Source organism: Microbacterium hydrocarbonoxydans, from assembly GCF_023715885.1.
GTDB lineage: Bacteria > Actinomycetota > Actinomycetes > Actinomycetales > Microbacteriaceae > Microbacterium > Microbacterium hydrocarbonoxydans_C.
Window position 1 is genome coordinate 664,284 of sequence record NZ_JAMBOY010000002.1, and the last position, 12,147, is coordinate 676,430.

The following is a 12,147-nucleotide window of genomic DNA, read 5'->3' on the forward strand; positions in this document are numbered from 1 at the left end:
GATCCCCTCGATAGGCTCGCGATATGGCCTCCGACCCCGACGTGCTGCGCTACAGCGCTTTCGCCGCGACCACCGACGGCGGCAATCCCGCCGGCGTCGTCCTCGACGCCGCAGGTCTGACTGCCGAGCGGATGCAGCAGATCGCCGCCGAGGTCGGATACTCCGAGACCGCCTTCCTCGTCGCGCGGGCGGCCGACTCGCCCGTCCCGCGGTACCGGGTCCGCTACTGGTCGCCCGCCGCAGAGGTGCCGTTCTGCGGACACGCGACGGTCGCGACCGCCGTCGCCCTCGCCGAGCGCGACGGCGTGGGCCAGGTCATCTTCGACACGGACGCCGGATCGATCGCACTGCGCTCCCGCATCGCCGATGGTGACATCGGCGTCTCGTTCACGAGCGTCGAGCCCGAGGTGCGCGACCTCGACGACGACGTGCTCGACCGGCTGCTCGCGCTTCTCGGCATCGTCCGCACCGACCTCGATCCCCGCTTCCCGCCGAAGGAATCGTTCGCCGGCAACTGGCACCCCGTCGTGACGATCGCCGACCGGGAGCTGTTCGACCAGTTCCGGTTCGCGCCGAGGGAGATCGCCGCACTCATGCGCGAACAGGGGTGGCTCGGCACAGTGACCGTGTTGCACGCCACCGGTCCGGCCGACTTCGACGCGCGCAACCTGTTTCCCGTGGGCCGGATCACCGAGGATCCCGCGACCGGCTCCGCCGCGGCATCCGTGGGCGCGTACCTCCGCGAACGAGGGCACGCGGAGCGCAGCATCCGGATCCATCAGGGCGCACACGTGCGCCGACCGAGCCTTCTTAGGGTCACGATCCCCGACGTCGGCGGCATAGAGGTGTCGGGCGGTGCGACCCGGCTGCAGGGCTGACTGTCGTCGGTCGGCAGGCATCCTCTCTCCAGCCCTGCCCCAGCCCGACCTCCGTCCTTCCCCGCAACTTCTGCGGCCTCGGGGTGATTTCTGAGGCCTCGGCGCGCAAGAACGACCGCAGAAGTGACCGATCACCGCACAAGGTGAAGGTGCGGTCGCTGCGCTAGCCTGCCGGGATGCCTGCCATCCGCAACATCGCCGTCGGCCTCCCCGTCAAACAGGGCCACGTGCTCGCGCTCGAGGGATACGACGGCTCCCGCGACCTCCACTTCCTCCGTGCGATAGGCGGAGGCATCGAGTTCGGAGAGACCGCCGTCCAGGCGCTCCATCGCGAGTTCATGGAGGAACTCGGCGTCGAGCTCGACAGCGCCGAACCGCTGGGCGTCTTCGAGAACATCTTCACGTACAAGGGCGAACCCGGACACGAGGTCGCCCACGTCTTCGCCCTGACGAGCAGGGCTCTGGATGCCGTGCCGCTCGACGCCGTGCTCGAGATCCTCGACCAGGGCAGCCCGGTGAGGTGGATCCCGATCGCCGACGTCGCCTCGGGTACCCGCGTGCTGTTTCCCTCCGGCGCCCCCGAGTCGCTGCTCGCCCTCGCGCAGCGGTGATGAGCAGCGCCTGACGGGCTCGGACCGACATAGACCCGCAGACAGATCCAAACTGCAAGCGGACCGGACTGCGAACCGGTCAGGACTGCGATCCGGTCAGGATTGGGCGCTGTAGTCGGGCAGCTCCTGCAGCGTCCAGGTGTTGCCGTCCGGGTCGTCGAACCACACGAACCGCCCCCACCCGAGGTCTTCGACGCCCCGAGCCTCGACGCCCTGGGCGGTCAGCTGCGCCTTCGCCTCCTCGGCATTGGGAACGACGACCTGGATCGTCTTCTGCTGGCCGGGCTCGAGCGGGATGTCGAGTCCGGTGCCGAACGCGATCGAGCACGCCGACCCAGGAGGCGTCATCTGCACGAACCGCAGCCCCTCGGTCGGTGTCTGATCGTGGTCGGGATTGAACCCGATCTTCGTATAGAACTCCTTCGCACGGTCGACATCGCTCACCGGCATGAAGATGAGTTCGATCTTCCACGACATGGTGTCACCCTCCTGGCGGGCACCGGCGCCCGCACGCGACTCACCGTACGCGGGGCCACCGACATCGCACCAGAGTCTCCACCGTGCTCAGCCGGCATATCGGAATGGCATCGGCATCCCGCTCCGCACCGAAGGAGATCGCACGCAACGAAGGACCGGATCGCAGGAGATCTCATCCATCACGCGAGATCTCCTGCGATACGTCTGCGCCCTCACCCGAGCCCGCGCACCGACGCGGAATCTCCTGCAGAACATGCGAGCACCTCAGGATGCCGGCAGCAGCATGCCCTCCAGGAACCCACCGAGCTCGTCGATCGCATCGAGCGGCAGCACCGCGGCGACGTACTGGTCGGGCCGCACGACGACCACCACCCCGTTCCGCGACAGCTCTCGAGCGTCGAAGATGTCGACCTCCGTCCACTTCGACGGCCCGGCGGCGTACACCTTCTCCCAGTCCGTGAGCCCGAGCGGGCCCGTCTTGGGCTGGAACAGCGCGGGAGCGGTGGTGACCTCGACCTCCTCATAGGGCTGCTGGTACACGGCCTTCACGTCGAACACGGCGTCGGCATCGGCATCCGCGGGCGTGAATCGCGCGAACACGGGCGCGGCTGCGGCCGCCCACCCGGCGAGCGCCGACCCGTCGCGGTCGCCGAACGCATAGACGCGCCAGCGGCCGTCCGCGCGAGCGTGGTGTCCCAGATGCACGACATTGCCGTCGGCCACCCGCACGACCTCGGCCGACTTGAACCGCTTGCCGATCGGGAAGCCCACGGCCAGCTCCTGATGCGCGTCGGAGGCCGTGATCATCGACTCGCTGTACTGCGTCATGAACCCGGACGGGAACTCGGCGGTCGCGAGGTAGTAGGTCGCGAGGTCACCGGGGTCGGTGATCTCCGACGGCTTGCGTGCCATGAGAGATGACCACTCGCGGTCGAAGTCGATGAGCTGCTGCGCGACCGGCCGGCGCTCCGCCGAGTATGTCGAGAGCAGCGACTCCGGCGCCGACCCGGTGAGTACTGATCCGAGCTTCCAGCCGAGGTTGAATCCGTCCTGCATCGACACGTTCATGCCCTGCCCGGCCTTCGCGCTGTGCGTGTGGCAGGCGTCTCCGGTGAGGAACACCCGCGGTGTGCGACCCGAGCCGTCGATCACATCGTCGAAGCCGTCGGTCACCCGGTGCCCGACCTCGTAGACGCTGTGCCAGGCGACCTCCTTCACGTCGATCGAGTACGGATGCAGGATCGCGTTGGCCTTGCGGATGATCTCTTCGATGGGCGTCTGCCGCACGCGGTGGTCGTCGTCGGCGGCGACCTCGCCGAGGTCGATGTACATGCGGCTGAGGTACCCGCCTTCCCGCGGGATATGCAGGATGTTCCCGGCCTCGGAGTTGATCGCGCACTTGGTGCGCCAGTCGGGGAAGTCGGTGTTCACGAGCACGTCCATGACGCCCCATGCGTGCGCGGCGCTCGCGCCGACGTGCGTGCGGCCGATGGCCTGGCGCACCCCGCTCCGCGCGCCGTCGCATCCGACGACGTACTTCGCCCGGATCGTGCGCTCCTCGCCCGCACGGTCCCCGGCCGAGTAGCGCACACCGACCTCGACGGGGTACGCGCCCTCGTCGTGCACGGTGAGGCCGGTGAACTCCACGCCGTAGTCGGGCGCGATCCGCGCGGGTCCGTGGGCTGCCGCCTCGGCGAAGTAGTCGAGCACACGCGCCTGGTTCACGATCAGATGCGGGAACTCGCAGATGTCGTACGCGTAGTCGGCCGTGCGCGACGTGCGGACGATCTCGTCGGGCTTCTCGGGATTCGGCCCCCAGAAGTTCATCCAGCCGATGTTGTACGCCTCCGCAATGATGCGCTCCGCGAAGCCGAACGCCTGGAAGGTCTCGACGCTGCGTGGCTGGATGCCGTCGGCCTGGCCGAGCACGAGTCTTCCCTCGCGCTTCTCGATGATGCGCGTGGTCACGCCCGGGTACTGCGACATCTGCGCGGCGAGGAGCATCCCTGCCGGCCCTGAGCCGACGATGAGGACGTCGACCTGGTCTGGCAGGTCGCCGGGGTGCTCGGCGACCTGCGCAGGCAGCACCCGCGGGTCTCCCGACACGTAGCCGTGGTGGTGGAACTGCATCGTCGTCGATCCCTTCCGGATGTGACTATTCTCTCGCGGAGGCCGCGGCTCAGGCCCGAGCGAGGCCGTACACGGGGCTCACCGACTGCTCCTCCTCGTGGTCCGGTCCGAGCGGGATGCCGGAGCGGTCGCGCAGCAGCAGCGTGGCGACGAGGCCCAGCACCGTCATGCCGGCCAGGTACCAGGTGACGGCCTGCGTCGACCCCGTCGCCTGCACGATCGCGGTCGCGATGGTCGGAGCGAACGCGCCGCCGGCGATCGCGCCGATCGCGTACGAGATCGAGACACCGGAGAAGCGGATGCTGGCCGGGAACAGCTCCGTGTACAGCGCCGCCTGCGGGCCGTAGGTGAAGCCGAGGCCGATCGTAAGGATCGCGAGGCCCGCGAACAGCAGACCGATCTGCCCCGTGTTGACGAGCGGGAACAGCGTGAACACGCCGACGAGCTGCAGGATCCAGCCGATGATGTAGGTGGTGCGCCGGCCGATGCGGTCGGAGATCCAGCCCGCGAGCAGGGTCGTGATGAGCCACGTCACCGCGGAGCCCGCGACGGCCCACAGCACGGGGCCGCGCTCGAGGCCGATCGGCCCCTCGGGGTTCGTGGCGTAGCCCTGGATGTACCCACCCGTGGTCATGTAGCCCACCGCGTTGTTCCCGGCGAACACGAACGCGGCGATGATGACGAGCAGCGGGTGCTTCTTGAAGAGCTGCACGATCGGCATCCGGGCGCGCTCCTTGCGCTCGGCGAGTTCGGCGAACACCGGGCTCTCCTCGACACGACGACGCACGTAGTAGCCGACGAGGATCAGCACCACGCTCAGCAGGAACGGCACGCGCCACCCCCAGGCGAGGAACTGGTCGCCCGGGGCGATCGCCGTCATGAGCGCCATCACGCCCGACGCGAGCAGCAGGCCGAGCGGCACGCCGATCTGCGGCGAGGCGCCGAAGATGCCGCGCTTCGCCTTGGGGGCGTGCTCGACGGCCATGAGCACGGCGCCGCCCCACTCGCCACCGGCCGAGATGCCCTGGATGATGCGCAGCAGCACCAGCAGCACGGGGGCGGTGACGCCGATCGCCTCGTACGTGGGGAGGATGCCGATGAGGGCGGTCGCGGCACCCATGAGGATGAGCGTCCACATGAGCACGGTCTTGCGTCCGAGCTTGTCGCCGTAGTGCCCGGCGAGGAACGCTCCGAGCGGGCGGAACAGGAAGCTCACACCGACCGTGGCGAAGGCGATCAGCGCGCTGTTGGCGCCGAGGGGCGCGAAGAAGAGCTGACCGAAGACGAGTCCGACGGCCGTGGCGTAGATGAAGAAGTCGTACCACTCGACCGTGGTTCCGACGACGGTGGCGAAGACGACGCGACGCCGGTCGGCTGCCGTCGCGATGGTGCCGGTGGGGGTGAAACCGGCTTGTGGCTGCCCGCTCATGGGGTATCTCCTTTGATGGTGACCGCACTGTCACGGCACGCCCCTCGATCGGGTCGAGTGCTTGCCTGGCGTGGACACGATGATATACGATTTCGAATACGACGCACAAGCGTCCGGCACGACACCGCAGACGACGCGCGAGGAGGCGCCCCGTGACGGCATCCATCACCCGCCCCGGCAAGATCATCGCGATCCATCTGAGCTACGGATCCCGCGCCGATCAGAGGGGCAGGCGCCCCGCCGCCCCGTCGTACTTCTTCAAGCCCGCGAGCTCGATCGGCGCGTCCGGCGGAACCGTCGAGCGTCCGGCCGACACCGAGCTCCTCGCGTTCGAGGGCGAGATCGCGCTCGTGATCGGCGCGCCCGCGCGCCGCGTGTCGCTCGCCGACGCCTGGGATCATGTCGCCTGGGTGACCGCCTCGAACGACCTCGGCCTGTACGACCTGCGCGCCAACGACAAGGGATCGAACGTGCGCTCCAAGGGCGGAGACGGCTACACCCCGCTCGGCCCCGAGCTCATCGACGCGCGCGCGGTCGATCCCGCCGCCCTGCGGGTGCGCGCCTGGGTGAACGGCGAGCTGCGGCAGGACGACACCACCGCCGGCCTGATCTTCCCGCTCGCCCAACTCGTCGCCGACCTGTCGCAGCACTTCACGCTGGAGACCGGCGACGTCATCCTCACCGGAACACCCGCCGGATCCTCGGTCATCGTGCCGGGCGACGTCGTCGAGATCGAGGTGGACGCACCGGATGCCGAGGGCGCACCCTCCTCCGGGCGCCTCGTGACCACGGTCGTCCAGGGAGACGTGCCCTTCGACCCGGAGCTGGGGTCGCTCCCCGCGGTCGACGACCTGCAGCGCACCGAGGCCTGGGGGTCTCCCGAGGAGGCGGGACTGGCCACACCTGAGCCGGTCCTCTCCCCCGAACTGCGCGAGAAGCTTTTCGCGGCTCCGACCGCCGGTCTCTCCGCGCAACTGCGCAAGCGCGGCCACCACGGCTGCTTCGTCGATGGACTGACCGCGAACATCCCCGGCGCCAAGATCGTCGGCACCGCCAAGACTCTGCGGTTCGTGCCGTTCCGCGAAGACCTGTTCGCGTCGCACGGCGGCGGATACAACGCCCAGAAACGTGCGTTCGATGCCGTGGATGAGGGTGAGGTCATCGTGATCGAGGCCCGTGGCGACGCGACGAGCGGCACCCTCGGCGACGTCATGGCCCTCCGCGCCCAGGTGCGCGGTGCGGCCGGCGTCGTCACCGACGGGGGCGTCCGCGACTTCGATGCCGTGGCCGCACTCGGCTTCCCCGTCTTCTCTCAGGGCGGGCACCCCTCGGTCCTCGGCCGCCGCCACGTGCCGTGGGAGGTCGACGTCACGATCGCGTGCGGCGGAGCGACCGTGCAGCCGGGCGACGTCATCGTCGGCGACGGCGACGGCGTGATCGTCATCCCGCCGGCGCTCGTCGAGGATGTCGTCGACGCGGCACTCGCCCAGGAGGACGAGGACTCCTGGGTCGCCGAGCAGGTCGCCGCGGGTCATCCGGTCGACGGGCTGTTCCCGATGAACGCCGAATGGCGCGCTCGATACGCCCTTCGTCTCGCTTCGCTCGCTCAGGGACCGGAAGAGAAATGAGCACCACAGCGACGAGCAAGTCCGAGGTCGCGTACGACTGGATCCGCTCACGCATCACGGGTCACATCTTCAGCCCCGGGTACCGGCTGGTACTCGGTTCGATCGCCGAAGACCTGAGGATGAGCGTCGTGCCGGTGCGCGAGGCGATCCGCCGCCTGGAGGCCGAAGGACTCGTCACGTTCGAACGCAACGTCGGCGCGCGGGTCACTCTCGTCGACGAGAGCGAGTACGCCCACACAATGCAGACGCTGGGCATCGTCGAGGGCGCAGCCACCGCCCTCTCCGCTCCCCTGCTCGGCGAGGACGCGCTGGACGAGGCGGTGCGGATCAACGACCGCATGGCTCGGATGCTGGAGCACTTCGACGCGCACGCGTTCACCGAGCTCAATCGGCAGTTCCACTCCGTGCTGTTCGAACCCTGCCCCAACCCGCACCTGCTCGAGCTCGTGCATCGCGGATGGTCGCGGCTCTCCGGCATCCGCGATTCGACCTTCGCGTCGGTGCCCGGCCGCGCGCACCACTCCGTGGAGGAGCACACCCAGATCGTCGAGCTGATCCGCATCGGCGCCGATCCGCTGGAGATCGAGCTCGCAGCCCGCAACCACCGCTGGCGCACGAGGGATGCCTTCCTCGACGCGCTGCACACCCGTACGCCTCACACCGGCATCCTTGACACCTCTGGAGACGAGTCATGACCGATTCCCGCATCCCCGCAGACCTGCCCGACCACATCCAGCACTACATCGACGGCGCCTTCGTCGACTCGGTCGACGGCGCCACGTTCGACGTCCTCGACCCTGTCACCAACCAGGCATACACGACGGCCTCGGCGGGCAAGAAGGCCGACATCGACCTCGCGGTCGCCGCCGCGACCCGCGCGTTCCGGGAGGGCCCGTGGCCGCGGATGCTGCCGCGCGAGCGCTCGCGCGTTCTGCACCGCATCGCCGACATCGTCGAGTCGCGCGACGCCCGCCTCGCCGAACTCGAGTCGTACGATTCCGGCCTGCCGATCACCCAGGCCCTCGGCCAGGCCCGCCGCGCCGCCGAGAACTTCCGCTTCTTCGCCGACCTGATCGTCGCGCAGTCCGACGACGCCTTCAAGGTGCCCGGCAAGCAGATGAACTACGTCAACCGCAAGCCCATCGGCGTCGCCGGGCTCATCACGCCGTGGAACACGCCCTTCATGCTCGAGTCGTGGAAGCTCGGCCCCGCGCTCGCGACCGGCAACACCGTCGTGCTCAAGCCCGCGGAGTTCACCCCTCTGTCCGCGTCGCTGTGGGCGGGGATCTTCGAGGAGGCAGGGCTCCCGCAGGGTGTCTTCAACCTCGTCAACGGGCTCGGCGAGGATGCCGGCGACGCGCTGGTGAAGCATCCGGACGTTCCGCTGATCTCATTCACCGGCGAGAGCCGCACCGGTCAGATCATCTTCGGCAATGCGGCGCCGCACCTCAAGGGACTCTCGATGGAGCTCGGCGGCAAGTCGCCCGCGGTCGTGTTCGCCGACGCCGACCTCGAGGCCGCGGTTGACGCGACCATCTTCGGCGTCTTCTCCCTCAACGGCGAGCGCTGCACCGCCGGGTCCCGCATCATCGTCGAGCGGTCGATCTACGACGAGTTCGTCGAGCGCTATGCGGCTCAGGCGAAGCGGGTCAAGGTCGGCTACCCGCACGACCCCGCCACCGAGGTCGGCGCGCTCGTGCACCCCGAGCACTACGACAAGGTCATGAGTTACGTCGAGATCGGCAAGACCGAGGGTCGCCTCGTCGCCGGCGGCGGCCGCCCGGAGGGATTCGACGAGGGCAACTTCGTCGCGCCGACCGTCTTCGCCGACGTCTCCCCCGACGCGCGCATCTTCCAGGAGGAGATCTTCGGCCCGGTCGTCGCGATCACCCCGTTCGACTCGGACGAGGAAGCGCTGTCACTCGCGAACAACACGAAGTACGGCCTCGCCGCATACATCTGGACCAACGACCTGAAGCGCGCGCACAACTTCGCGCAGTCCGTCGAGGCCGGCATGGTGTGGCTCAACAGCAACAACGTGCGCGACCTCCGCACCCCGTTCGGCGGCGTGAAGGCGTCCGGCCTCGGTCACGAGGGCGGCTACCGCTCGATCGACTTCTACACCGATCAGCAGAGCGTGCACATCACCCTCGGCGGCGCCCACAACCCCACATTCGGCAAGAACTGACGACCGCCACGAGACAGCGAGGACGCTGACATGACCGACCGCCACGAGATGACCCTCACCTCCGCCGGCTACTACGTGAGCCAGGAGGCGCCGATCCGCACGGACAACCCGATCGCCACACCCCAGAGCATCCCGCCGGACGTGCTGCGCTGCGCGTACATGGAGCTCGTCGTCACCGACCTCGCCGCTTCGCGCGTGTTCTACGTCGACGTGCTCGGCCTGTACGTGACCGAAGAGGACGACGAGACGATCTACCTGCGCTCCACCGAGGAGTTCATCCACCACAACCTCGTGCTGCGAAAGGGGCCCGTCGCCGCGGTGGCCGTGTTCTCGTACCGCGTGCGCTCTGCCGAGGACCTCGACCTCGCGGTGGCCTTCTACTCGGAGCTCGGCTGCGACGTGCGCCGCAACCCGCAGGGCTTCGTGAAGGGCGTCGGCGACTCGGTGCGCGTCGTCGATCCGCTCGGCTTCCCGATCGAGTTCTTCCACCAGAGCGACCACGTCGAGCGGATGTCGTGGCGGTACGACCTGCACATCCCCGGCGAACTCGTGCGCCTCGACCACTTCAACCAGGTGACGCCGGACGTGCCGCGCGCGGTGAAGTTCATGCAGGATCTCGGCTTCCGCGTCACGGAGGACATCCAGGACGACGAGGGCACGGTGTACGCCGCATGGATGCGCCGCAAGCCGACGGTGCACGACACCGCGATGACCGGCGGCGACGGACCCCGCATGCACCACGTCTGCTTCGCCACACACGAGAAGCACAACATCCTCGCGATCTGCGACAAGCTCGGGGCCCTCCGTCGGTCGGATGCCATCGAGCGCGGGCCGGGGCGGCACGGCGTGAGCAACGCGTTCTATCTGTACCTGCGCGATCCCGACGGCCACCGCGTCGAGGTCTACACGCAGGACTACTACACGGGCGACCCCGACAACCCGGTCATCACGTGGGATGTGCACGACAACCAGCGACGCGACTGGTGGGGCAATCCCGTCGTGCCCTCCTGGTACACGGACGCCTCCCTCGTGCTCGACCTCGACGGCAACCCGCAGCCGGTCGTCGCACGCACCGACAGCTCGGAGATGGCCGTGACGATCGGCGCCGACGGATTCTCCTACACTCGCGCGGATGAGGGCGAGAAGAAGCTCGGCAATCAGCTGTAAGGAGACACGGATGCTGTCCGCAGAGACAATCACGCAGATCGCGGCTGAACTCGCAGAGGCCGACCGCACTCACGGGGTCATCCCTCGGATCACGGCGCGCTACCCCGAAGCGACGGTCGAGGACTCCTACGCCATTCAGGGCGTCTGGCGCGATGCGCAGATCGCCGCGGGGCGCCGCCTGGTCGGCCGCAAGATCGGCCTGACGTCGAAAGCGATGCAGCAGGCGACCGGCATCACCGAGCCCGATTACGGCGTCATGTTCGACGACACCGTGTACGAGTCAGGGGCCGAGATCCCGACCGACCATTTCTCGAACGTGCGCGTCGAGGTCGAACTCGCCTTCGTGCTCGCCCGGCCTCTCGAAGGCCCGGCCTGCACGCTCGACGACGCACTCGCCGCGATCGACTACGCCGTCCCCGCGCTCGAGGTGCTCAACTCGCACATCGAGCTCGAGGGACGCACGATCGTCGACACGATCAGCGACAACGCGGCGTACGGGGCGATGGTGCTCGGCACCGAGCGCCGGAGGCCAGACGAGGTCGACCTGCGCTGGGTCCCCGGCGTGCTCTCGCGCAACGGCGAGATCGAGGAGACCGGGGTCGCCGCCGGCGTGCTCGGACACCCTGCGACCGGCGTGGCCTGGCTCGCGAACAAGTTCCATCAGCACGGCGCGCGCCTGGAAGCGGGCGAGATCATCCTGGCAGGATCGTTCACACGCCCGATGTGGGTGTCGCGCGGCGACGAGGTGCTGTGCGACTACGGACCGATGGGAACCATCACATGCCGCTTCGTCTAGACCCGTCGTTCCGCGAGGCCCTCGCGGCATCCGCTCGCCCCCTCATCGGCATGTGGGCCTGCTCCGGCAGTCCGCTGGTGACCGAGGTCGCCGCGGGGTCGGGCCTGGACTGGCTGCTCATCGACATGGAGCACTCCGCCAACACCCTCGAGTCGACTCTCGTGCAGCTGCAAGTCGTCGCCGCGTATCCGATCACGCCGGTCGTGCGGGTGCCATCGAACGACGCCGTGTCGATCAAGCAGGTGCTGGATCTGGGCGCGCAGAACATCATCATCCCGATGGTGTCCTCGGCCGACGAGGCACGCGCCGCCGTCGCCGCCACCCGTTACCCGCCCGAGGGCGTGCGCGGGGTCGGCAGCGCCCTCGCCCGCAGCGCCCGGTGGAACCGCGTCGACGGCTATCTGCGCGACTCCGCGCAGTACACCTCGCTCACCGTGCAGATCGAGACCGCGGCCGGCGTCGACGCGGCATCCGAGATCGCGGCCGTCGACGGAGTGGATGCCGTCTTCGTCGGCCCGTCCGATCTCTCGGCCTCGATGGGACTCCTCGGCCAGCAGACCCACCCCGACGTGGTCGACGCCGTCGAGAGCGTGTTCGCGGCGGTGAGCGCAGCGGGGAAGCCCGTGGGCGTGAACGCGTTCGACCCTGCCGCCGCCGATGCGTACATCGCCGGTGGCGCCGACTTCGTGGCGGTCGGCGCCGATGTCGCCCTGCTGGCGAGGGCGTCCGAGGCTCTCGCGGCCCGGTTCATCACCGCGGCCGACGCGCCCGACCGCGCCAGCTACTGATCTGTCCCCGTTCGAATCGCGCGAATCGCAGGTTGGGCAGGTGCCCGGTCGCCAT

Annotated in this window: 11 protein-coding genes; 8 read left to right on the top strand and 3 right to left on the bottom strand. The window is 68.9% G+C overall.

Going from position 1 to position 12,147, the window contains the following annotated elements; all coding sequences use genetic code 11:
- The first annotated feature begins 23 nt into the window (after positions 1-23).
- Complete coding sequence (locus tag M3195_RS07465; RefSeq protein WP_251586109.1) at positions 24-878, top strand: PhzF family phenazine biosynthesis protein; 855 nt, start codon at positions 24-26, stop codon at positions 876-878.
- Positions 879-1,054: 176 nt separating this feature from the next.
- On the top strand, positions 1,055-1,489 hold the full coding sequence (locus tag M3195_RS07470; protein WP_251586111.1) for an NUDIX domain-containing protein: 435 nt from the start codon (positions 1,055-1,057) through the stop codon (positions 1,487-1,489).
- Between the two features lie 96 nt (positions 1,490-1,585).
- Here the strand turns inward: M3195_RS07470 and M3195_RS07475 are convergent, their stop codons facing one another.
- The 3 genes from M3195_RS07475 to M3195_RS07485 form a co-directional block, all read right to left on the bottom strand.
- Positions 1,586-1,966: a VOC family protein gene (locus M3195_RS07475; RefSeq protein WP_251586113.1), complete on the bottom strand. Its 381-nt coding sequence runs from the start codon at positions 1,964-1,966 to the stop codon at positions 1,586-1,588.
- 264 nt (positions 1,967-2,230) lie between these two features.
- The gene (locus M3195_RS07480) at positions 2,231-4,096 is read right to left on the bottom strand and encodes an FAD-dependent monooxygenase (protein ID WP_251586115.1); all 1,866 of its coding nucleotides are present in this window, start codon (positions 4,094-4,096) and stop codon (positions 2,231-2,233) included.
- A 49-nt stretch (positions 4,097-4,145) separates the two neighbouring features.
- Entirely contained in the window at positions 4,146-5,525 is a 1,380-nt protein-coding gene (locus M3195_RS07485) for an MFS transporter (protein ID WP_251586117.1), read from the bottom strand.
- A 152-nt stretch (positions 5,526-5,677) separates the two neighbouring features.
- On the opposite strand from M3195_RS07485, the gene M3195_RS07490 reads away from it, so the two are divergent.
- Genes M3195_RS07490 through M3195_RS07515 form a run of 6 tightly spaced genes read left to right on the top strand, consistent with a single transcriptional unit; the run spans position 5,678 to position 12,092 of the window.
- Positions 5,678-7,153 carry a fumarylacetoacetate hydrolase family protein gene (locus M3195_RS07490; RefSeq protein WP_251586119.1) on the top strand — a complete coding sequence of 492 codons (1,476 nt, stop codon included), beginning with the start codon at positions 5,678-5,680 and terminating at the stop codon, positions 7,151-7,153.
- Complete coding sequence (locus M3195_RS07495; protein ID WP_251586121.1) at positions 7,150-7,848, top strand: GntR family transcriptional regulator; 699 nt, start codon at positions 7,150-7,152, stop codon at positions 7,846-7,848. The genes M3195_RS07490 and M3195_RS07495 overlap by 4 nt, the downstream gene beginning before the upstream one ends.
- Complete coding sequence (gene hpaE, locus M3195_RS07500) at positions 7,845-9,341, top strand: 5-carboxymethyl-2-hydroxymuconate semialdehyde dehydrogenase (protein WP_251586123.1); 1,497 nt, start codon at positions 7,845-7,847, stop codon at positions 9,339-9,341. The genes M3195_RS07495 and hpaE overlap by 4 nt, the downstream gene beginning before the upstream one ends.
- A 30-nt stretch (positions 9,342-9,371) precedes the next feature.
- Positions 9,372-10,508 (top strand): 3,4-dihydroxyphenylacetate 2,3-dioxygenase, encoded by a 1,137-nt coding sequence (gene hpaD / locus M3195_RS07505; RefSeq protein WP_251586124.1) that lies wholly within the window; start codon positions 9,372-9,374, stop codon positions 10,506-10,508.
- 10 nt (positions 10,509-10,518) lie between these two features.
- Positions 10,519-11,304 (top strand): 2-keto-4-pentenoate hydratase, encoded by a 786-nt coding sequence (locus M3195_RS07510; protein WP_251586127.1) that lies wholly within the window; start codon positions 10,519-10,521, stop codon positions 11,302-11,304.
- On the top strand, positions 11,289-12,092 hold the full coding sequence (locus M3195_RS07515) for an HpcH/HpaI aldolase family protein (protein ID WP_251586129.1): 804 nt from the start codon (positions 11,289-11,291) through the stop codon (positions 12,090-12,092). Before M3195_RS07510 ends, M3195_RS07515 begins: the two co-directional genes overlap by 16 nt.
- The last annotated feature ends 55 nt before the right edge of the window (positions 12,093-12,147 follow it).